Genomic DNA, 20,669 nt, shown 5'->3' with positions numbered 1-20,669 from the left:
CCGATTGGCTGACGGGACCAAGACTGACCGAATGCATCATGGTGGTGCATCCGGATTAAGTTGGGAAAGACAAACCATGATCCAGACCGAATCTCGGCTCGAAGTAGCCGACAACACGGGTGCGCGTGAAGTCATGTGCATCAAGGTGCTCGGCGGCTCGAAGCGTCGTTATGCCGGCATTGGCGACATCATCAAGGTGACCGTCAAAGAAGCAACGCCGCGCGGGCGCGTGAAGAAAGGCGAAATCTACAACGCCGTGGTGGTCCGCACCGCCAAGGGTGTTCGCCGTCAAGACGGCTCGCTGATCAAGTTCGACGGCAACGCCGCTGTGCTTTTGAATAACAAGCTTGAGCCGATCGGCACCCGTATCTTCGGGCCGGTGACGCGTGAGCTGCGTAGCGAACGATTCATGAAGATCGTTTCGCTGGCGCCGGAAGTGCTGTAAGGAGTCGCGATGAACAAGATTCGCAAAGGTGACGAAGTTATCGTCGTCACTGGCAAGGACAAGGGCAAGCGCGGCGTCGTGCTGGCTGTCGGTGCAGAACATGTGACGGTTGAAGGTATCAACCTCGTCAAGAAGCATGTGAAGCCGAACCCGATGAAGGGTACGACGGGTGGCGTGGAAGCGAAGACGATGCCCCTGCATATTTCGAACGTCGCACTGGTCGACGCGAATGGCAAGGCCTCGCGTGTTGGCATCAAGGTCGAGGAAGGCAAGAAAGTTCGCTTCCTGAAGACGACCGGTGCCGTACTGAGCGCCTGACGCAGCGGAGTAAAAAATGGCTCGTTTTCAAGAGTTTTACAAAGAAAAGGTTGTGCCCGGCCTGATCGAGAAGTTCGGTTACAAGTCGGTCATGGAAGTGCCGCGCATCACCAAGATCACGCTGAACATGGGTCTTGGCGAAGCGATCGCTGACAAGAAGATCATCGAGAACGCCGTTGGCGACCTCACGAAGATCGCTGGTCAGAAGCCGGTCGTCACGAAGGCACGCAAGGCAATCGCAGGCTTCAAGATCCGCCAGGGCTACCCGATCGGCGCGATGGTGACGCTGCGTGGTCGTGCGATGTACGAATTCCTCGACCGTTTCGTGACCGTTGCCCTGCCCCGCGTGCGTGACTTCCGCGGTGTGTCGGGCCGTGCTTTCGATGGCCGCGGCAACTACAACATCGGTGTGAAAGAGCAGATCATTTTCCCCGAAATCGACTACGACAAGATCGACGCACTGCGTGGGCTGAACATCAGCATCACGACGACTGCGAAGACCGACGACGAAGCAAAGGCTCTGCTCGCCAGCTTCAAGTTCCCGTTCAGAAACTGAGGTTACCGTGGCTAAACTGGCACTGATCGAACGTGAAAAGAAGCGCGCCCGCCTGGTCGCGAAGTTCGCAGCAAAGCGCGAAGCGCTGAAGGCGATCGTCGAAGACCAAAGCAAGTCGGAAGAAGAGCGCTACGAAGCACGCCTTGAGCTGCAGCAACTGCCCCGCAACGCAAACCCGACCCGCCAGCGTAACCGCTGCGCGATCACGGGCCGTCCGCGTGGCACGTTCCGTAAATTCGGCCTCGCGCGTAACAAGATTCGTGAAATCGCATTCCGTGGCGAGATTCCTGGCCTGACCAAGGCGAGCTGGTAATAGGAGAAACGTAAATGAGCATGAGTGATCCTATCGCCGATATGCTGACTCGCATCCGCAACGCGCAGATGGTCGAGAAGGTATCGGTCGCGATGCCCTCGTCGAAGGTCAAGGTTGCAATCGCGCAAGTCCTGAAGGACGAAGGTTATATCGACGATTTCGCCGTCAAGGCGGAAGGTGCGAAGTCCGAACTGAATATCGCGCTGAAGTACTACGCAGGTCGCCCGGTCATCGAACGCCTCGAGCGCGTGTCGAAGCCTGGTCTGCGCGTGTACCGCGGCCGTAACGACATTCCGCAGGTCATGAATGGCCTGGGTGTGGCAATCGTGTCGACGCCGAAGGGCGTGATGACCGACCGCAAGGCGCGCGCTACCGGCGTCGGCGGCGAAGTCATCTGCTACGTCGCTTAAAGCCGAGGAGAGAGAAACATGTCTCGAGTAGGTAAGAGCCCGATCGCGCTGCAAGGCGCGGAAGTCAAGCTGGCCGACGGTGCGATCACCGTCAAGGGCCCGCTGGGCACCATCACGCAAGCGATCAATCCGCTCGTGAACGTGGCGAACAACGACGGCACGCTGAATCTGTCGCCGGTCGACGAAAGCCGCGAAGCAAATGCACTGTCGGGCACGATGCGCGCGATCATCGCGAATGCCGTGCACGGCGTGACCAAGGGTTTCGAGCGCAAGCTGACGCTGGTTGGCGTCGGTTATCGTGCGCAGGCGCAAGGCGACAAGCTGAACCTGTCGCTGGGTTTCTCGCACCCGGTGGTGCACCAGATGCCGGAAGGCGTCAAGGCTGAAACCCCGACGCAAACCGAAATCGTGATCAAGGGGATCAACAAGCAACAAGTCGGTCAAGTGGCTGCGGAAGTTCGCGGTTACCGTCCGCCGGAGCCCTACAAGGGCAAGGGCGTGCGCTATTCCGACGAGGTTGTGATCCTCAAAGAAACGAAGAAGAAGTAAGGGTGCGCAATCATGGATAAGACTCAATCTCGCCTGCGCCGCGCTCGCCAGACGCGTATCAAGATCGCTGAGCTGCAGGTCGCGCGTCTCGCCGTGCATCGCACGAACACGCACATCTACGCTCAAGTGTTCTCGCCCTGCGGCACCAAGGTGCTCGCCAGCGCGTCGACGCTCGAAGCAGAAGTGCGCGCCGAACTGGCCGACAAGTCGGGCAAGGGTGGCAACGTTAATGCTGCGACGCTGATCGGCAAGCGTATTGCCGAGAAGGCAAAGGCCGCCGGCATCGAATCCGTCGCCTTCGACCGCTCGGGCTTCCGCTACCACGGCCGCGTCAAGGCGCTGGCTGAGGCAGCTCGCGAAGCTGGGCTCAAGTTCTAAGGAAGGAATTCGTCATGGCAAAGATGCAAGCGAAAGTTCAGGCTGACGAGCGCGACGACGGCCTTCGCGAAAAGATGATTTCGGTCAACCGCGTGACCAAGGTCGTGAAGGGTGGCCGTATTCTCGGCTTCGCCGCACTGACCGTGGTTGGCGACGGCGATGGCCGTATCGGTATGGGCAAGGGCAAGGCGAAGGAAGTGCCGGTCGCTGTCCAGAAGGCAATGGAACAAGCTCGCCGCAACATGTTCAAGGTGCCGCTCAAGAACGGCACGCTGCAGCACGAAGTGCACGGCAAGCATGGCGCATCCGCTGTCCTCCTCGCTCCGGCGAAGGCAGGTACGGGTGTGATCGCCGGCGGCCCGATGCGCGCAGTGTTCGACGTGATGGGCGTTCAGAACGTCGTGGCAAAGAGCCACGGTTCGACGAACCCGTACAACCTCGTTCGCGCCACGCTGGACGGTCTGCGCAAGCAGTCGACCCCGGCAGACATCGCGGCGAAGCGCGGCAAGTCCGTCGAAGATATTTTGGGCTAAGCCCGGGTGGTCACCATGTCTGAAAAAACTGTCAAGGTTCAGCTCGTTAAGAGCCTGATCGGGACCCGCGAATCGCACCGCGCGACCGTGCGTGGCCTGGGCCTGCGCCGACTCAACTCGGTTAGCGAGCTGCAGGACACGCCGGCGGTCCGCGGCATGATCAACAAGGTCTCGTACCTCGTTAAGGTCATCGCGTAAGCGGCCCTACGGATCAAGGAGTTGATATGGAATTGAATAACCTGAAGCCGGCCGCTGGCGCCAAGCACGCCAAGCGTCGCGTCGGCCGCGGCATCGGTTCGGGCCTCGGCAAGACGGCTGGCCGTGGTCACAAGGGTCAGAAATCGCGTTCGGGCGGCTTCCACAAAGTCGGTTTCGAAGGCGGTCAGATGCCGCTGCAACGTCGTCTGCCGAAGCGCGGCTTCACGTCGCTGACGAAGGAATTCGTCGGTGAAGTGCGCCTCTCCGACCTCGAGAAGCTGCCGGTCGACGAGATCGATCTGCTCGCACTGAAGCAAGCCGGCCTGGTCGGCGAGCTGACGAAGAGCGCAAAGATCATCGCGACGGGCGAACTGAAGCGCAAGATCGTCGTGAAGGGTCTCGGTGCCACCAAGGGTGCGCGCGCTGCGATCGAAGCGGCTGGCGGTTCGTTCGCCGAGTGACACGCGTAGCGCGTCGTTACTTGCATTCATCGGAGAAGGTACTTGGCTAACAGCCCGAGTCTTGCAAAACCCGGTCGAAGCACGGCGAAATTCGGCGATCTGCGTCGGCGAGCGATGTTCCTGCTCCTGGCGCTGATCGTCTATCGCATCGGCGCGCACATCCCCGTGCCGGGCATCGATCCGGATCAACTGGCGAAGCTGTTCCAGAGCCAGGCGGGCGGCATCCTGGGCATGTTCAACATGTTCTCGGGTGGCGCGCTTTCCCGCTTCACGATCTTTGCGCTGGGGATCATGCCGTACATCTCGGCGTCGATCATCATGCAGTTGCTGGCGATCGTCTCGCCGCAGCTCGAGGCGCTGAAGAAGGAAGGGCAGGCAGGGCAACGGAAGATCACGCAGTACACGCGGTATTTCACCGTGGTGCTCGCGACCTTCCAGGCGTTCGGTATCGCGGCTGCGCTGGAAAACCAGCCAGGCCTCGTGATCGACCCCGGCATGCTGTTCCGGCTGACGACGGTCGTGACGCTGGTTACCGGCACGATGTTCCTGATGTGGCTGGGTGAGCAGATCACCGAGCGTGGTCTTGGTAACGGCATCTCGATCATCATCTTCGGCGGGATCGCAGCAGGGTTCCCGAATGCCGTCGGTGGGTTGTTCGAGCTGGTGCGTACGGGTTCGATGAGCATCATTTCGGCGATCATCATCGTCGTTCTGATTGCCGCGGTGACTTACCTGGTCGTGTTCATCGAACGCGGTCAGCGCAAGATCCTCGTGAACTATGCGAAGCGCCAGGTCGGCAACAAGATCTACGGTGGCCAGTCGTCGCACTTGCCGCTGAAGCTGAACATGTCGGGCGTGATTCCGCCGATCTTCGCATCGTCGATCATCCTGTTCCCGGCCACGATTCTCGGCTGGTTCAGCACGGGTCAGCCGTCGGGAAGCTGGATCTCCAACACGTTGCATAACGTCGCGGAGGCGCTGAAGCCGGGCCAGCCGGTCTATGTGCTGCTGTACACGCTGGCAATCGTGTTTTTCTGCTTCTTCTACACCGCACTGGTGTTCAACAGCAGGGAAACCGCGGACAACCTGAAGAAGAGCGGCGCGTTTGTTCCGGGCATTCGTCCGGGCGATCAGACCGCACGATATATCGACCGTATCCTCACGCGTCTGACGCTGGCGGGTGCAATCTATATCGTCTTCGTGTGTCTGCTGCCGGAATTCCTGGTGCTGCGCTGGAACGTGCCGTTTTATTTTGGTGGAACGTCGCTGCTGATCATTGTCGTCGTCACGATGGACTTCATGGCGCAGGTGCAGTCGTACGTTATGTCGCAACAGTATGAGTCGCTGCTCAAGAAGGCAAACTTCAAGGGCGGCAACATCCCAATGCGTTAATTAAGGACTATGGCCAAAGACGATGTAATCCAGATGCAAGGTGAGGTGATCGAAAACCTCCCGAATGCGACCTTCCGTGTGAAGCTGGAAAACGGCCATGTCGTGTTGGGGCATATCTCTGGGAAGATGCGGATGCACTACATCCGCATCCTGCCGGGCGACAAGGTGACGGTTGAATTGACGCCTTACGATCTGTCTCGTGCGCGGATCGTGTTCCGGGCGAAGTGATTTGAAAAAAGGGTATTATCATGAAAGTGATGGCATCGGTTAAGCGCATTTGCCGCAATTGCAAGATCATCAAGCGCAAAGGCGTCGTTCGCGTGATCTGCAGCTCGGATCCGCGCCACAAGCAGCGCCAAGGCTGACCGCGCGTTTGTTTGCGCTTTTTGTTTGAGGAAAAACAATGGCTCGTATCGCAGGGGTTAACATCCCGAATCACCAGCATACCGAGATCGGCCTGACGGCAATCTTCGGTATCGGCCGCACGCGCTCGCGCAGCATCTGCACGGCAGCTGGCGTGGAATTCTCGAAGAAGGTCAAGGACCTGACCGACGCAGACCTCGAAAAGCTGCGTGAAGAAGTGGGCAAGTTCATCGTCGAAGGCGATCTGCGCCGTGAAGTGACGATGAACATCAAGCGCCTGATGGACCTCGGTTGCTACCGTGGTGTTCGTCATCGCAAGGGCCTGCCGATGCGCGGTCAGCGTACGCGTACGAACGCACGTACCCGCAAGGGTCCGCGTCGTGCAGCGCAAGCGCTGAAGAAGTAAGCGGAACTGACAGTTACAGGAAAACGTAATGGCTAAGGCTTCGAACACCGCGGCGCAACGCGTTCGCAAGAAGGTTAAGAAGAACGTCGCTGAAGGCGTGGTTCACGTTCACGCGTCGTTCAACAACACGATCATCACGATCACCGATCGCCAGGGCAATGCACTGGCATGGGCGACGTCGGGCGGCCAGGGCTTCAAGGGCTCGCGCAAGTCGACGCCGTTCGCTGCTCAGGTTGCTGCTGAGTCGGCCGGTCGCGTGGCGATGGAATACGGCGTGAAGAATCTGGAAGTGCGGATCAAGGGCCCGGGCCCGGGTCGTGAGTCGGCAGTGCGTGCACTGCATGGCCTCGGCATCAAGATCACCGCGATTTCGGACGTCACCCCGATTCCGCACAACGGCTGCCGTCCGCCGAAGCGCCGTCGTATCTAAGAATGTGCTGGCACGTTCGTGCTGGCACATTTGCCTGTCGCCGCGTAGCGTCGACGGGCGTTGCTTTTTTGATTGACTAAGCCCACCGTTCGCCCCAAAGGGCGCGAACTAGCGCGGATTTCGATCCGCGTGACTGATTGATAAAGGAATGCAAAGTGGCACGTTATATCGGCCCCAAGGCCAAGCTGTCCCGCCGTGAAGGCACCGACCTGTTCCTGAAGAGCGCGCGCCGCTCGCTCGCCGACAAGTGCAAGCTCGACAGCAAGCCGGGCCAGCACGGCCGTACCTCGGGCGCACGTACGTCCGACTATGGTACGCAGCTGCGTGAAAAGCAAAAGGTCAAGCGCATTTACGGTGTCCTGGAGCGTCAGTTCCGCCGTTACTTCGCTGAAGCCGACCGTCGCAAGGGCAACACGGGTGAAAACCTGCTGCAACTGCTCGAGTCGCGTCTCGACAACGTCGTGTATCGCATGGGCTTCGGCTCGACCCGCGCTGAGGCGCGTCAGCTGGTGAGCCACAAGTCGATCACCGTGAACGGCGTCGTCGCGAACGTGCCGTCGCAGCAAGTGAAGGCGGGTGACGTCGTCGCGATCCGCGAAAAGGCGAAGAAGCAGGCGCGTATCGTCGAAGCGCTGTCGCTGGCCGAGCAAGGCGGCATGCCGAGCTGGGTTGCAGTCGATGCGAAGAAGTTCGAAGGCACGTTCAAGCAAATGCCGGAACGCGCTGAAATCGCAGGCGACATCAACGAAAGCCTGATCGTCGAATTGTATTCGCGTTAATCCGATTGACGGCCGAGGTACCCCGATTGCGTTATGCAAGGGGGGGCCTCGGCTGTTTATTTTCTGGTTGTTACCGGTCAGCCTTATCGGTGTAACGAGCCGAGGGTATTGAAAAGGAAAGCCCATGCAAACCAGTTTGCTGAAACCCAAGATCATCGCCGTGGAATCGCTGGGCGAGAACCACGCGAGGGTGGTCATGGAACCGTTTGAACGCGGTTACGGCCACACCTTGGGCAATGCGCTTCGCCGCGTGCTGCTGTCGTCGATGGTTGGCTACGCGCCGACCGAAGTGACGATCGCAGGCGTGGTGCACGAGTACTCGACGCTTGATGGCGTGCAGGAAGACGTCGTCAACCTGCTGCTGAACCTGAAGGGTGTGGTGTTCAAGCTGCATAACCGTGACGAAGTGACGGTTACGCTGCGCAAGGAAGGCGAAGGCGTCGTCACGGCCGGCGATATCGAGCTGGCTCACGATTGCGAAGTCATCAACCCGAATCACGTGATCGCGCATCTGTCGAAGGGCGGCAAGCTCGACGTTCAGATCAAGATCGAGAAGGGTCGCGGTTATGTGCCGGGCAACGTCCGTCGCTACGGCGAAGACACGGCCAAGATCATCGGCCGCATCGTCCTCGACGCATCGTTCTCGCCGGTTCGCCGCGTGAGCTACGCTGTCGAAAGCGCACGTGTCGAGCAGCGTACCGACCTCGACAAGCTCGTGATGAACATCGAGACGAGCGGCGTGATCACGCCGGAAGAAGCGATCCGTCAATCGGCCCGCATCCTGGTCGACCAGCTGTCCGTGTTCGCGGCGCTGGAAGGCACGGAAACGGCTGCAGAGGCACCGTCGCGCGCACCGCAGATCGATCCGATCCTGCTGCGTCCGGTGGACGATCTCGAGCTGACGGTTCGTTCGGCGAACTGCCTGAAGGCCGAGAACATCTACTACATCGGCGACCTGATCCAGCGCACGGAAAACGAGCTGCTGAAGACGCCGAACCTCGGTCGCAAGTCGCTCAACGAGATCAAGGAAGTGCTCGCTTCGCGCGGTCTCACGCTGGGCATGAAGCTCGAAAACTGGCCGCCGGCTGGTCTCGACAAGTAAGCCCGGTTGTTGCTGTAGTTGGCAAAGATGCGGATTTTCCTTTAAAATCCGCATCTTGCTTTTTTCGTTACCGGCCCGTGCACCCCAGCGGTGCGATAGAAGAGCTGGATCAAAACTTTGAATCAAGGAAACTGAAATGCGCCATCGTCATGGTCTGCGGAAACTGAACCGCACGAGCAGCCACCGTCTGGCTATGCTCCGTAACATGTCCAACTCGCTGATCGAGCACGAAGTCATCAAGACGACGCTGCCGAAGGCGAAGGAACTCCGTAAAGTCGTCGAGCCGCTGATCACGCTCGGCAAGAAGCCGTCGCTGGCAAACCGTCGCCTGGCGTTCAACCGCCTGCGCGATCGTGACTCGGTGGCGAAGCTGTTCGACGTGCTCGGTCCGCGTTTCGCGAACCGACCGGGCGGCTACCTGCGCGTGCTGAAGTTCGGCTTCCGCGTCGGCGACAATGCACCGATGGCACTGGTCGAGCTGCTCGATCGTCCGGAAGTCGACGAAACGGAAAACGTGCAAGAAGCCGAGTAAGCTTCCAGTACGTAGCAGTATCTGAAAAGGGCCGAGCAATTGCTTGGCCCTTTTTGTTTTTGTAGTGCCGCGGGCTGCGAAAGATTGTCGCAGCCCGCGGCCGGCAGCGTCGCGCGGGCTGCGCTACGATACGGAACTGTCGGCACGGGCCCTCGATGGGCGAATCGTGGCGGCGCAAGCCGGTAAAAAACAGCCAGGAGGGCGCGTATGGTGGTGGTGTTGATGCTCACGACGGTGCCGGACGCGGCGACGGCTGCAGCGCTCGCCGACGGCGCGCTCGATGCGCGGCTTGCCGCGTGCGTGTCGGAACTCGGTGCGATCAAGTCGCGCTACCACTGGCAGGGCAAGGTCGAGACGGCCGACGAGATCCAGTTGCTGTTCAAGACGAGCCCCGTGCGCTCGCTCGAACTGGAGCGATTTATTCTCGCGCATCATCCGTACGAGACGCCGGAAGTCGTCTCGTGGCAGGCGACGGCTTCGGCCGCGTATGGCCAGTGGGTGACCAGCGAAACTCAACGTCTATTTCATGTTTAACGGTATGGCGCTTTCCGTGCGCGTGCGCGCGCTGCGGGTCCTCGCAGTCCTGTTGTCGTTCATGTTCATGCTGGCCGGCGTGTCGGTCGCGCGTGCGGCCGACGATTTTCTCGATCCGTCGGTCGCGTTCAAGTTCAGCGCGAGCGAGTCGCCGGGGCAGGTGGACGTCCGCTTCAAGATCGCCAATGGCTATTACCTGTACCGCGAGCGGTTCGCGTTCGCCGTGAAGGGCGGACAGGTGACGCTCGGCGATCCGCAGTTCCCGACCGGTCATGTGAAGTTCGACCAGACGTTCCAAAAGGAAGTCGAGACCTATCGCGACGAGGTCGTGATTCACGTGCCGGTCAAGCAGGCGTCGGGGCCGTTCGAGCTCGCGGTGACGTCGCAGGGATGCGCCGACGAAGGGATCTGCTATCCGCCCGCGGAGCACGTCGTGAAGGTCGACGGCGCGGCGCTGGGCGCGGCCGCGCCGGCCGACGGCGCACCGGCCTCGGGCAACTGGTTCGACAAGGTCACGAGCGCGGATTTCGCGCAGTCGCTGCTCGAGGGGCACGGCTTCTTCACGATCGTCGCGCTGTATTTCGTCGCGGGCGTCGTGCTGAGTCTCCTGCCCTGTTCGTATCCGATGATTCCGATCGTGTCCGCGATCATCATCGGCCAAGGCACGCGGGCGACGCATGCGCGCGGCTTTGCGCTGTCGCTGACGTACGTGGTCGGCATGGCGCTCGTCTATACGGTGCTGGGCATCGCGGCGGCGCTGGTCGGCCAGAGCCTTGGCGCGTGGTTGCAGAACCCGTGGGTGCTCGGCGCGTTCGGCGTGCTGCTCACGGCATTCGCGGCGTCGCTGATTTCCGGCAAGGACATCGCGTTGCCCGAGCGCTGGCAGAACGGCGCGGCCGAAGCCTCGCGCGCGCGGCAGGGCGGTCACTTCGTCGCGGTCGCCGCGATGGGCGCGTTGTCGGCGCTGGTCGTCGGCGCATGCATGACGGCGCCGCTGTTCGCGGTGCTCGCGTTCATCGCGCACACCGGCAATGCGTGGCTCGGCGGTGCCGCGCTGTTCGCAATGGGGCTGGGGCTCGGCGTGCCGCTGCTCGTCGTCGGCGTCGGTGCCGGCACGGTGCTGCCGCGCGCGGGCGCATGGATGGATGGCGTGAAGGTGTTCTTCGGCATCGTGCTGCTCGCGGCCGCGCTGTGGATCGTGTGGCCAGTGCTCGCGGGCGGGCTGAAGATGGTGCTCGCCGCGCTGTGGCTGCTCGTCGCGGCTGCGGCGCTCGGCCTGTTCACGCCGCATGCCGGCGCCGCGCCGATCTGGCGCCGACTCGGTCGCGGCCTCGGTGCGGCGCTCGCGATCTGGGCCGCGACGCTGCTCGTCGGGCTCGCGGCGGGCTCCAACGACCCCGTGAAGCCGCTGGCCATACTCGCGGCGCGTACGGTTGCGTCAGGCGATGCGTCGGCAGCCGGGCAGGCGGGCCCCGCGTTCGCGTCGGTGCGCTCCAGCGGCGAACTCGACGCGCTGCTGAAGACGTCCGGCCGGCCCGTGATGCTCGACTTCTACGCCGACTGGTGCGTGAGCTGCAAGGAAATGGAGCATCTGACGTTCACCGACTCGCGCGTGCAGGCGCGGCTCGCGCAGCTTCACCTGGTGCGCGCGGATGTCACCGCGAACAATCCGGACGACCAGGCGCTCCTCAAGCGCTTCAACCTGTTCGGCCCGCCGGGCATCATCTTCTTCGATCGCAACGGCAACGAAATCGGCCGCGTGGTCGGCTATCAGGCGGCCGAGACGTTCCTGCGCAGCCTCGATCGCGCAGCGGTGCCGACGGCGTAAGGCACGCGCGTCCGTCGCACATGGGCGCCGGCTGCGCCCACCGGACGGCAAATGCAAAACGGCGGGACACCGATGAAGTGTCCCGCCGTTTTTCTTGATACTCGCCGTCGTGCGGCTCAGCGCTGCGCTTTCAGCAGACGGGCAGCATCGAGCGCGAAGTACGTGAGGACACCGTCGGCGCCCGCGCGCTTGAATGCGAGCAGCGATTCGAGCACGACCTTGTCGTGGTCGAGCCAGCCATTCATCGCGGCGGCCTTCAGCATCGCGTATTCGCCGCTCACCTGGTACACGTACGTCGGGAAGCGGAATTCGTCCTTCACGCGGCGCACGATGTCGAGATACGGCATCCCGGGCTTGACCATCACCATGTCGGCGCCTTCGTCGATGTCGAGGCGCACTTCGCGCAGCGCTTCGTCGCTGTTCGCCGGATCCATCTGGTAGGTCATCTTGTTGCCCTTGCCCAGATTGGACGCCGAGCCGACCGCATCGCGGAACGGGCCGTAGAACGCCGATGCGAACTTGGCCGAATAGGCCATGATGCGCGTATGGATATGGCCGTCGCTTTCCAGCATCTCGCGGACCGCGCCGATCCGGCCGTCCATCATGTCCGACGGCGCGACGATGTCGACGCCGGCTTCTGCCTGCGCGCGTGCCTGGTCGACCAGGATCTCGATCGTGTCGTCGTTGATCACATAGCCGTTCTCGTCGAGCACGCCGTCCTGGCCGTGGCTCGTGTACGGATCGAGCGCGACGTCGGTCAGCACGCCGAGTTCGGGGAAACGCTTCTTCAGCTCGCGCACAGCGCGCGGGATCAGGCCTTCCGGATTGGCCGCTTCGCGGCCGTCAGGCGTTTTCAGCGACGGCTCGATGGCCGGAAACAGCGACAGCACGGGCACGCCAAGTTCGACGCACTGCTCGGCGACATGCATCAGCAGATCGACCGACACGCGCTCGACGCCGGGCATCGACGGGACGGCCTGGCGTTCGTTGGTGCCATCGACGACGAACACCGGATAGATCAGGTCGTCGGTGGTCAGGCGGTTTTCGCGCATCAGGCGCCGGGAGAAGTCGTCGCGGCGCATCCGGCGCGGACGATGAAGCGGATGGAAGCTCATGGCGATTTGGCAGAAATCAGGGCAAGAAGAACCTTACGGAACCCTTAGGTCATTTTCGAGATCGTTGGTATATGATAGCGATCGAGCGGCACGCGTCGCGTGCAACTCCCCGCTTCTCCTCCCTGAGCGGGTGCCTGTCGTTATTCGATTAGGCTGTTTGACCCGCCGTTCAACGGCGGGTTTTTTTATGAGCCGGCCGAATCCGCAGGTGCCGTCAGGTGCGCCCGGCCGATCCCGGCCGCGCGTTGCCCGCTTATTGTCCTACAGGCTCGCTTTTTTCGTCGGCGGCGGACGGCCGCACCCAGCTCTCGATCAGCTCATGAGCCTCGTCGAGCCCCGTGCGCTTCAGCGCCGAGAACAGCTGGACGGTCAGCTTGCCCTTCACGCCCTGGTCGCGATACGCGTCGAGCCCTTTCTGCGTGTTACGCAGCGCGTTGATGCTTTCCTGCCGCGTCAATTTGTCGCACTTCGTCAGCAGCGTGTGGATCGGCTTGCCGGTCGGCGCAAACCACTCGATCATCCGGCGATCGAGGTCGGTCAGCGGGCGCCGCGAATCCATCATCAGGATCAGGCCGCAAAGCTGCGAACGCGTTGCGAGATAGGACGACAGCAGCATTTCCCAGTGGGCCTTCGCGGCCCCCGGCACTTCCGCGTAACCGTAGCCGGGCAGGTCGACGAGGTTCGCGACGGGCTCGGCGGCCGGGCCGACGGAGAAGTAGTTGATGTGCTGGGTGCGGCCGGGCGTCTTCGACGCGAACGCGAGCCGCTTCTGGTTGCACAGCACGTTGATCGCCGTCGATTTGCCGGCATTCGAGCGGCCCGCGAATGCGATTTCCGGTTGTACCGTCGGCGGCAGGTCGCGCAGATGGTTGACGGTCGTGTAGAAGCGGGCTTGATGGAGCAAAAAGGCCATAGGGGAAACCGGAGGGACGGAGCGGCGCGAGCCGCTTGGTGGAGGCGGGGTAGCCCCGATAGGCGCGGGAGCTTTCAGCGCGATATTGTACAATACGCCGGTTTTGCCGAAGGGTTGCGGGCGCCTGCCTCGCGCTTTTATGCAGCTTCTGCGGTAGACTGGTCGACGTCGTTTTTTGCAGAACCTCAAATTCCCACAAGACGAAACAGGGTGTGCGAATGAATCGACTGTGCAAGTCTCTGATGGTGCTTCAGGTTGCAGCAGGGTTCGTAGGTTTCGTAGCGGAGGCAAACGCGGCGGATGCGGCAAAGCCGGATCTGGACCGCGGCAAGGCGATTGCCGGGCAAGTTTGCGCGTCGTGTCACGGCGCCGACGGCAACAGCGCAACGGGCAGTTTCCCGAAGCTCGCCGGCCAGCATCCCGAATATCTGGTCAAGCAGTTGAACGACTTCAAGGCCCAGCCGGGTGCGAAGGGGCCGGCGCGGACCAATCCGGTGATGGTCGGGTTCGCGAGCGCGTTGAGCGCGGACGACATGCGTAACGTCGCCGCGTATTACGGATCGCAGACGACGAAGCTCGGCACCGCACGCGATGCGGCGACCGTGCCGATCGGCCAGAAGATCTATCGCGGCGGCATCGCGGAAAAGGGTGTGCCCGCCTGCGCGAGCTGCCACGGGCCGACGGGACAGGGGATTCCGGTTCAGTACCCGCGTCTGTCGGGACAGTGGGCCGATTACACGGTTGCCCAGTTGACCGCATTCCAGCAGGGTGTCGGCGCGCGCAACAACAACGAGGCGATGCATCAGATCGCATCGCGTCTGTCGGACAACGAGATCAAGGCCGTCGCGGATTACATCGCGGGCCTGCGTTGAACGGACGGTCGCGAATGGAATGACCGGGCGCCCGAAGGGCGGCCGGCGTCAGAACAACAAAAGGGTGGGGCGCCGCACCGTTGCGGTTGCCTCGCCCTTTTTTGTCGGCACTCGCCGGGCCGTCCCGAGAGTGCTGATCGCCCCCTTGGGTGGGCAGCGAACATAGTGAGCGTGGGGGCTGTTTCCCCTTAGTCGGAGTTTGAATGAGCGTTACCACGTCGGGGTTGCAGTCGAAGTCGGGTCAAAGTGCGTCCAGGCGCGCGATCGAGCTGCTGAGCTCGATGCGCTTCGCGATCGCACTGTTGGTGGTGCTGTCGATCGCGAGCATCGTCGGCACGGTCCTGACCCAGGATGACCCATATCCGAACTACGTGAACCAGTTCGGGCCATTTTGGGCGGACATCTTCCGCTCGCTGGGCCTGTACAGCGTGTACAGCGCGTGGTGGTTCATGCTGATCCTGATCTTCCTCGTCGTGTCGATCTCGCTGTGCGTGATCCGCAACGCGCCGAAGATGCTCGCCGACGCGAAGAGCTGGAAGGACAAGGTCCGCGAAGGCAGCCTGCGCGCCTTCCACCACAAGGCCGAATACTCGGCGTCCGGCACGCGCGCGACCGTCGCGGCCACGCTCGCCACGTTCGTCACCAAGGCCGGCTACAAGCACGTCGTGCGTGAAACCGACGGCGCGACGCTGATCTCCGCGAAACGCGGCGCGCTGACGAAGTGGGGCTACATCTCCGCGCACCTTGCGATCGTCGTGATCTGTATCGGCGGCCTGCTGGACAGCAACCTGCCGATCAAATTCCAGATGTGGATGTTCGGCAAGAGCCCGGTCAACACGAGCGCGACGATCAGCGAGATTTCGCCCGACCACCGGCTGTCCGCGTCGAACCCGACGTTCCGCGGCTACGCGTGGGTGCCGGAAGGCCAGTTCGTGTCGACCGCGATCCTGAACCAGCCGAGCGGCTCGCTGATCCAGGACCTGCCGTTCTCGATCCAGCTCAACAAGTTCATCGTCGACTACTACACGACCGGGATGCCGAAGCTGTTCGCGAGCGACATCGTCGTGATCGATCGCGAGACGGGCCAGAAGATCCCGGCGCGCGTCGAGGTCAACAAGCCGTTCACGTACAAGGGCGTGTCGATCTACCAGTCGAGCTTCCAGGACGGCGGCTCGCAGATGGAGATGACGGCTTACCCGATGACGGGCGGCAACGCGAAGACCTTCGCGGTGAAGGGCACGATCGGCAGTACGGCGCCGCTGCAGATGCCGGGCAGCGACGGCGACACGATCGAATTCTCCGACTTCCGCGCGATCAACGTCGAGAACATGGCGGACGCGAACGGCAAGCCGGACGTGCGCGGCGTCGCGAAGACGGAGTCGCTCAAGGAAGCGTTCGACGAGCGGCTCGGTTCGGGCGCGAAGACGTCGAAGCCGATGCAGCTCCACAACATCGGCCCGTCGGTCCAGTACAAGATTCGCGGCAAGGACGGTCAGGCGCGCGAATTCAACAACTACATGCTGCCCGTCGACATGGGCGGCACGCGCGTGTTCCTCGCCGGCGTGCGCGCGAGCCCGAACGATCCGTTCCGGTACATGCGGATTCCGGCCGATAGCCAGGATTCGATCGGCGAATGGATGCGCCTGCGCGCCGCGCTCGAGGATCCGGCCGTGCGTGCCGACGCCGCCGCACGTTTTGCGCAGCGTTCGCTGCCGACGACCGAAGCGTCGCTGCGCGGCCGCCTGCAGGACAGTGCGTTCAAGGTGCTGACCCTCTTTGCGGCGGGCGACGACAGCATCGGCCGCGGCGCCGACGGCCAGCCGGTCGGCGGCTTCCAGGCGGTGGCGACGTTCATCGACCGCTCGGTGCCGAAGGCCGAGCAGGAAAAGGCGGCCAGCCTGCTGCTGCGCATGCTCGAGGGTTCGATGTGGGAGGTCTGGCAGATCGCGCGCGAGCGTGCCGGCGAGCCGGCGGCCCAGCAGGGCGCCGACTCGATCCGCTTCGTGCAGAACGGGATCAATGCGCTATCCGACAGCTTCTTGTACGGATCGCCGGTCTATTTGCAGCTCGACTCCTTCAAGCAGGTGCAAGCTTCGGTATTTCAGCTGACGCGCGCACCCGGCAAGAATCTGGTGTATCTTGGCAGCCTGCTGTTGGTCGCCGGCATCTTCTCGATGTTCTACGTGCGCGAGCGGCGCCTCTGGTTCTGGCTCAAGGATGCCGGTTCGGGCGTCGATGTGGTGATGGCGATGTCCACGGCCCGCAAGACCTTCGATTTCGAGAAAGAATTCGTGCAGACGCGCGACGCGGCCGGCGCTGCCTTGGGCGCCACGCCACGCAACGCCGCATCCGCCGGTGCGGCAGCGACTGTCCGTCCGCCTGCCGGCGGCGGTTCCGATTCCGAGAATTCCACCCGGTAACATCATGGATCTCACTCAAGTTTCCTCTTCCCGTTCGGGGCCGGTCCAGGCCCCGAATCCGGCGCCGTTGTTCGACGACCGTCCGTTCCTCGCGCGCCTGTCGATCATCGACTGGCTGTTCGCCTTGGCTCTCGTGGTCGGCGCAGGCTATGCGTTCGTGCATTACAACGAACACATGAATTACTACGACAAGGCGGTGATGATCGGCACGGTGCCGGCGCTTGTCGTGCTCGGCTGGCGCTGGAAGCCCGCGCGGCTGATGATGGCGTCGATCGCGGTGCTGTCGCTGCTGTCGATCCAGATCTACCAGGGCGATCTCGCGCGCGCCGATTCGGCGTTCTTCCTCAAGTACTTCCTGTCGAGCCAGTCCGCGATCCTGTGGATGAGCGCGCTGTTCGTGCTCGCGACGATCTTCTACTGGATCGGCCTGCTCGCGCGCTCGGAAACGGGCGCCGCGATCGGCCAGAAGCTCACGTGGGTCGCGGTGCTGATGGGTTTCACCGGCCTGATGGTGCGCTGGTACGAGTCCTACCTGATCGGTGCCGACGTCGGGCATATCCCGGTGTCGAACCTGTATGAAGTCTTCGTGCTGTTCAGCCTGATCACCGCACTGCTCTACCTGTATTACGAAGGCCACTACGGCACGCGCTCGCTCGGCGCGTTCGTGCTGCTGGTCATCAGCGCGGCCGTCGGCTTCCTGATGTGGTACTCGGTCGCGCGCGACGCGCAGCAGATCCAGCCGCTCGTGCCGGCGCTGCAGAGCTGGTGGATGAAGATTCACGTGCCGGCGAACTTCATCGGCTACGGCAGCTTCGCGCTGTCGGCGATGGTGTCGGTCGCGTACCTGATGAAGGAGCGCGGCGTGCTGGCCGATCGTCTGCCGACGCTCGAGGTGCTCGATGACGTGATGTACAAGTCGATCGCGGTCGGTTTCGCGTTCTTCACGATCGCGACGATCCTCGGCGCACTGTGGGCCGCCGAAGCATGGGGCGGCTACTGGAGCTGGGACCCGAAGGAAACCTGGGCGCTGATCGTATGGCTCAACTACGCGGCCTGGCTGCACATGCGCCTGATGAAGGGCCTGCGCGGCGCGGTCGCCGCCTGGTGGGCGCTCACGGGCCTGCTCGTGACGACGTTCGCGTTCCTCGGCGTCAACATGTTCCTGTCCGGGCTGCACAGCTACGGCAAGCTGTAAGATTTCCGACGTTGGTCCGACAAAAGACCGCCGGCGCACTGCGTGCCCGGCGGTTTTCTTTTGTAACGGGTGGGCGGTCCGGGCGTCGAACGGCGCGGGACGGGTCGGGTCGAACACCCATGAAGCGTGCGCCCCGCGCATGCAGGAGGAGCAGCACGATGTGGATCAAACACCCTTTGCGCACCGTACTGACCGGCGGTGATATCGCGCCGAGCGAGATTACGCCGCGCGCGGTGTTCGAGAACCGGCGGCGTGTATTGCAGGCCGCCGGCCTGGCGGCGGCGGGCGGATTGCTCGGCGGCAGCGGCGCGGCGTTCGCGGCCTATGCGTCGCCGGACGCGCGGGCCGCGAAGCTCGCGGCGAAAACCAATCCGAGGTTCGTCGCGGCCGACAAGGTGACGCCGTTCAAGGACATCACGTCCTACAACAACTTCTACGAATTCGGCACCGACAAGGGCGACCCGGCCCAGAACGCGGGCACGCTGCGGCCACGCCCGTGGCGCGTGAGCGTCGAGGGCGAGGTGCTGCACCCGAAGGTGTTCGATCTCGACGAACTGCTGAAGCTCGCGCCGCTCGAGGAGCGCGTGTACCGGCTGCGTTGCGTCGAAGGATGGTCGATGGTGATTCCGTGGATCGGCGTGCCGCTGTCCGAGCTGATCAAGCGCGTGCAGCCGACCGGCAACGCGAAATATGTGCAGTTCATCACGCTGGCCGATCCGTCGCAGATGCCGGGGCTGTCGACGCCGGTGCTCGATTGGCCGTACTCGGAAGGGCTGCGGATGGATGAGGCGATGAACCCGCTGACGCTGCTCACGATGGGCGTGTACGGCCAGGTGCTGCCGAACCAGAACGGCGCGCCGGTGCGGATCGTCGTGCCGTGGAAGTACGGCTTCAAGAGCGCGAAGTCGCTGGTGAAGATCCGCTTCGTCGACAAGCAGCCGAAGACGAGCTGGAACACGTATGCGTCGAATGAATACGGTTTCTATTCGAACGTGAACCCGAACGTCGATCATCCGCGCTGGAGCCAGGCGACCGAGCGCCGGATCGGCGAGGACGGCTTCTTCACGCCGAAGCGCAAGACCCTGATGTTCAACGGCTACGGCGATCTCGTCGCGTCGATGTATCAGGGCATGGACCTGAAAAAGAACTTCTGAGCGCGCCGGTGAGAAACGACATCCCTCCTTCGACGCTGACGCCCGCGCGCGCGTCTGGCATGCGCCCGGCTGCCGCCGGTGGTGCAGGGGCCGGCGCGGTTCGTACTACCTCGCCGCGCTGGCTTGCTCCCGCCAAGGTGCTGGTTTTCGCGGCCGGCCTCTATCCGCTCGCGCGCGTGGTGCTGTTCGGGCTGACCGACCGGCTCGGCGCGAACCCGATCGAGTTCATCACGCGTTCGACGGGCCTCTGGACGCTGGTGATGCTGTGCGTCACGCTCGCCGTCACGCCGCTTCGGCGCGTGACGGGTGTTCCCGCGTTGCTGCGCTTTCGCCGGATGATCGGCCTGTTCGCGTTCTTTTACGCGACGCTGCATTTCACGACGTATCTGTGGTTCGACAAGTGGTTCGACGTGCTCGCGATCCTGAAGGACGTCGGCAAGCGTCCGTTCATCACGGTCGGCTTCGCTGCGTTCGTGCTGCTGATTCCGCTGGCCGCGACGTCGCCGCGCGCGATGGTGCGCCGGCTCGGCCGTCACTGGGCGACGCTGCATCGCACAATCTATGCGATTGCGCTGTTCGGTGTGCTGCATTTCTGGTGGATGAGGGCCGGCAAGCACAATCTCGCACAGCCGAAGCTCTACGCGACGATCGTAGCGGTGCTGCTCGGCTGGCGGCTGTTTGAATGGGGCTGGCGGCGTATCCGTGCCTGACGATGCGGCCTGAAAAAACAAAAGGCGATGACGGGACGTCATCGCCTTTGTTACGAACGAGGCCGCGCGAGCGGCGGTGTGCGGTTACTGCGCGACAGCCGGGCCGGACGCAGGCATCGCGGCCTTCGACGCATCGCTCGACAGTTCCGGCGACAGCGTGAGCGGCGTGCCGGAAGAATCGGGAATGCTCTCGGACGACGCGTTTTCATCGGTCGGCATGACGTCCGACGGCGGCGTGTCCTGCTGCTGGATGGGCTTCGCCGGCAACGGCGGCACGGTGGGCAGATAGAGCGGGCCGCGTTGACCGCAGCCGGCAAGTATCGCCAAAGCCGCTACAATCGCGCTCATCCGGAAAACGACTCGCATGATCGTCCCTGAACAATTTAACCGATAGAGTTTAGCATGTCCGATACTGAATACCTGGCCCGTGCCGAGGCCGTGCTGGCGGCCGTCGAGCGTACCGTGGATGCCGCGAACGATGGCGATCACGACATCGATCTGGAGCGTAACGGCAGCGTGCTGACGCTGACGTTCGAGAACGGTTCGAAGATCATCATCAATCTCCAGCCGCCGATGAAGGAACTGTGGATCGCCGCGAAGGCGGGCGGATTCCATTACCGTTTCGTGGACGGCGAATGGCGCGATACGCGCACGGGCGCCGAGTTCTTCGCGGCGCTCACCGACTACGCGACGCAGCAGGCCGGCCTGCCGATCACGTTCGGCGCGTAACGTCCGGCGCTCGCGCGGCCGGGCACCCGATACG

29 protein-coding genes are annotated in these 20,669 nt (G+C 62.8%); 26 read left to right on the top strand and 3 right to left on the bottom strand.

The features are described from left to right. Window positions 1-76: 76 nt before the first annotated feature. The 20 genes from rplN (at window position 77) to dsbD (ending at window position 11,527) form a co-directional block, all read left to right on the top strand. Window positions 77-445 (top strand): 50S ribosomal protein L14, encoded by a 369-nt coding sequence (gene rplN, locus WS75_RS31070; RefSeq protein WP_006752929.1) that lies wholly within the window; start codon window positions 77-79, stop codon window positions 443-445. Between the two features lie 9 nt (window positions 446-454). Then, a complete protein-coding gene (gene rplX / locus WS75_RS31065) occupies window positions 455-763 on the top strand; it encodes a 50S ribosomal protein L24 (RefSeq protein ID WP_006477187.1) in 309 nt (102 codons plus the stop codon). Window positions 764-779: 16 nt separating this feature from the next. After that, complete coding sequence (gene rplE, locus WS75_RS31060; RefSeq protein WP_006482882.1) at window positions 780-1,319, top strand: 50S ribosomal protein L5; 540 nt, start codon at window positions 780-782, stop codon at window positions 1,317-1,319. A gap of 7 nt (window positions 1,320-1,326) precedes the next feature. After that, window positions 1,327-1,632: a 30S ribosomal protein S14 gene (gene rpsN, locus WS75_RS31055; RefSeq protein WP_006482884.1), complete on the top strand. Its 306-nt coding sequence runs from the start codon at window positions 1,327-1,329 to the stop codon at window positions 1,630-1,632. Window positions 1,633-1,646: 14 nt separating this feature from the next. Further along, on the top strand, window positions 1,647-2,042 hold the full coding sequence (rpsH, locus tag WS75_RS31050) for a 30S ribosomal protein S8 (RefSeq protein WP_006477185.1): 396 nt from the start codon (window positions 1,647-1,649) through the stop codon (window positions 2,040-2,042). Between the two features lie 18 nt (window positions 2,043-2,060). Then, window positions 2,061-2,591, top strand: coding sequence for a 50S ribosomal protein L6 (gene rplF / locus WS75_RS31045; protein WP_006758786.1), 531 nt, complete (start codon window positions 2,061-2,063; stop codon window positions 2,589-2,591). Between the two features lie 12 nt (window positions 2,592-2,603). Further along, on the top strand, window positions 2,604-2,969 hold the full coding sequence (rplR, locus tag WS75_RS31040; protein ID WP_006477183.1) for a 50S ribosomal protein L18: 366 nt from the start codon (window positions 2,604-2,606) through the stop codon (window positions 2,967-2,969). Between the two features lie 14 nt (window positions 2,970-2,983). After that, window positions 2,984-3,502, top strand: a complete 519-nt coding sequence (rpsE, locus tag WS75_RS31035) for a 30S ribosomal protein S5 (RefSeq protein ID WP_006752931.1) — start codon at window positions 2,984-2,986, stop codon at window positions 3,500-3,502. Between the two features lie 15 nt (window positions 3,503-3,517). After that, the gene (gene rpmD, locus WS75_RS31030) at window positions 3,518-3,700 is read left to right on the top strand and encodes a 50S ribosomal protein L30 (RefSeq protein ID WP_006400644.1); all 183 of its coding nucleotides are present in this window, start codon (window positions 3,518-3,520) and stop codon (window positions 3,698-3,700) included. Between the two features lie 26 nt (window positions 3,701-3,726). Next, window positions 3,727-4,161 (top strand): 50S ribosomal protein L15, encoded by a 435-nt coding sequence (gene rplO / locus WS75_RS31025; protein ID WP_006477180.1) that lies wholly within the window; start codon window positions 3,727-3,729, stop codon window positions 4,159-4,161. A gap of 42 nt (window positions 4,162-4,203) precedes the next feature. Then, on the top strand, window positions 4,204-5,553 hold the full coding sequence (gene secY, locus WS75_RS31020; RefSeq protein WP_006400642.1) for a preprotein translocase subunit SecY: 1,350 nt from the start codon (window positions 4,204-4,206) through the stop codon (window positions 5,551-5,553). A 9-nt stretch (window positions 5,554-5,562) separates the two neighbouring features. Beyond that, a complete protein-coding gene (infA, locus tag WS75_RS31015) occupies window positions 5,563-5,781 on the top strand; it encodes a translation initiation factor IF-1 (RefSeq protein WP_004521905.1) in 219 nt (72 codons plus the stop codon). 20 nt (window positions 5,782-5,801) lie between these two features. Further along, window positions 5,802-5,918: a 50S ribosomal protein L36 gene (gene rpmJ, locus WS75_RS31010; RefSeq protein WP_004199844.1), complete on the top strand. Its 117-nt coding sequence runs from the start codon at window positions 5,802-5,804 to the stop codon at window positions 5,916-5,918. Between the two features lie 38 nt (window positions 5,919-5,956). Next, entirely contained in the window at window positions 5,957-6,322 is a 366-nt protein-coding gene (gene rpsM / locus WS75_RS31005) for a 30S ribosomal protein S13 (protein WP_039323572.1), read from the top strand. Between the two features lie 28 nt (window positions 6,323-6,350). After that, window positions 6,351-6,752, top strand: coding sequence for a 30S ribosomal protein S11 (rpsK, locus tag WS75_RS31000; protein ID WP_004197937.1), 402 nt, complete (start codon window positions 6,351-6,353; stop codon window positions 6,750-6,752). 155 nt (window positions 6,753-6,907) lie between these two features. Next, window positions 6,908-7,531 carry a 30S ribosomal protein S4 gene (gene rpsD, locus WS75_RS30995; protein WP_006477177.1) on the top strand — a complete coding sequence of 208 codons (624 nt, stop codon included), beginning with the start codon at window positions 6,908-6,910 and terminating at the stop codon, window positions 7,529-7,531. Between the two features lie 124 nt (window positions 7,532-7,655). Continuing rightward, window positions 7,656-8,633 (top strand): DNA-directed RNA polymerase subunit alpha, encoded by a 978-nt coding sequence (locus WS75_RS30990; RefSeq protein ID WP_006477176.1) that lies wholly within the window; start codon window positions 7,656-7,658, stop codon window positions 8,631-8,633. Window positions 8,634-8,769: 136 nt separating this feature from the next. After that, a complete protein-coding gene (gene rplQ / locus WS75_RS30985; protein ID WP_006477175.1) occupies window positions 8,770-9,165 on the top strand; it encodes a 50S ribosomal protein L17 in 396 nt (131 codons plus the stop codon). Between the two features lie 207 nt (window positions 9,166-9,372). Continuing rightward, window positions 9,373-9,699 (top strand): divalent-cation tolerance protein CutA, encoded by a 327-nt coding sequence (gene cutA, locus WS75_RS30980; protein WP_059686551.1) that lies wholly within the window; start codon window positions 9,373-9,375, stop codon window positions 9,697-9,699. Further along, window positions 9,692-11,527: a protein-disulfide reductase DsbD gene (gene dsbD / locus WS75_RS30975; protein ID WP_059686548.1), complete on the top strand. Its 1,836-nt coding sequence runs from the start codon at window positions 9,692-9,694 to the stop codon at window positions 11,525-11,527. The genes cutA and dsbD overlap by 8 nt, the downstream gene beginning before the upstream one ends. Before the next feature lie 116 nt (window positions 11,528-11,643). Here dsbD and hemB read toward each other — a convergent pair whose 3' ends face one another. Together hemB and yihA are read right to left on the bottom strand one after the other, a co-directional pair. Beyond that, window positions 11,644-12,642, bottom strand: coding sequence for a porphobilinogen synthase (gene hemB, locus WS75_RS30970; protein WP_059686546.1), 999 nt, complete (start codon window positions 12,640-12,642; stop codon window positions 11,644-11,646). A gap of 253 nt (window positions 12,643-12,895) precedes the next feature. Continuing rightward, window positions 12,896-13,555: a ribosome biogenesis GTP-binding protein YihA/YsxC gene (yihA, locus tag WS75_RS30965; RefSeq protein ID WP_059686543.1), complete on the bottom strand. Its 660-nt coding sequence runs from the start codon at window positions 13,553-13,555 to the stop codon at window positions 12,896-12,898. A 218-nt stretch (window positions 13,556-13,773) separates the two neighbouring features. Between yihA and WS75_RS30960 the strand changes: the two genes are divergently transcribed. The 5 genes from WS75_RS30960 to msrQ all read left to right on the top strand — a co-directional run bounded on the left by WS75_RS30960 (window position 13,774) and on the right by msrQ (window position 19,906). Further along, window positions 13,774-14,427: a c-type cytochrome gene (locus WS75_RS30960; RefSeq protein ID WP_059686541.1), complete on the top strand. Its 654-nt coding sequence runs from the start codon at window positions 13,774-13,776 to the stop codon at window positions 14,425-14,427. A 203-nt stretch (window positions 14,428-14,630) separates the two neighbouring features. After that, window positions 14,631-16,847: a cytochrome c biogenesis protein ResB gene (locus WS75_RS30955; RefSeq protein WP_059686539.1), complete on the top strand. Its 2,217-nt coding sequence runs from the start codon at window positions 14,631-14,633 to the stop codon at window positions 16,845-16,847. Window positions 16,848-16,851: 4 nt separating this feature from the next. Next, complete coding sequence (ccsB, locus tag WS75_RS30950; protein ID WP_059686536.1) at window positions 16,852-18,042, top strand: c-type cytochrome biogenesis protein CcsB; 1,191 nt, start codon at window positions 16,852-16,854, stop codon at window positions 18,040-18,042. A gap of 158 nt (window positions 18,043-18,200) precedes the next feature. Next, window positions 18,201-19,196: a protein-methionine-sulfoxide reductase catalytic subunit MsrP gene (gene msrP / locus WS75_RS30945; RefSeq protein WP_059686534.1), complete on the top strand. Its 996-nt coding sequence runs from the start codon at window positions 18,201-18,203 to the stop codon at window positions 19,194-19,196. A 20-nt stretch (window positions 19,197-19,216) separates the two neighbouring features. Then, a complete protein-coding gene (msrQ, locus tag WS75_RS30940) occupies window positions 19,217-19,906 on the top strand; it encodes a protein-methionine-sulfoxide reductase heme-binding subunit MsrQ (protein WP_059686570.1) in 690 nt (229 codons plus the stop codon). An 84-nt stretch (window positions 19,907-19,990) separates the two neighbouring features. Here the strand turns inward: msrQ and lptM are convergent, their stop codons facing one another. Further along, window positions 19,991-20,272 carry an LPS translocon maturation chaperone LptM gene (gene lptM / locus WS75_RS30935; RefSeq protein WP_059686532.1) on the bottom strand — a complete coding sequence of 94 codons (282 nt, stop codon included), beginning with the start codon at window positions 20,270-20,272 and terminating at the stop codon, window positions 19,991-19,993. A gap of 36 nt (window positions 20,273-20,308) precedes the next feature. Here lptM and cyaY point away from each other — a divergent pair, with 36 nt between their 5' ends. After that, window positions 20,309-20,635 carry an iron donor protein CyaY gene (cyaY, locus tag WS75_RS30930; protein ID WP_059599785.1) on the top strand — a complete coding sequence of 109 codons (327 nt, stop codon included), beginning with the start codon at window positions 20,309-20,311 and terminating at the stop codon, window positions 20,633-20,635. Window positions 20,636-20,669: the final 34 nt, after the last annotated feature.

This window comes from Burkholderia sp. FL-7-2-10-S1-D7 (genome assembly GCF_001524185.1).
GTDB lineage: Bacteria > Pseudomonadota > Gammaproteobacteria > Burkholderiales > Burkholderiaceae > Burkholderia > Burkholderia diffusa.
Note: the sequence above shows the minus strand (reverse complement) of the source record. Positions and strands in the feature narration are given on the sequence as shown.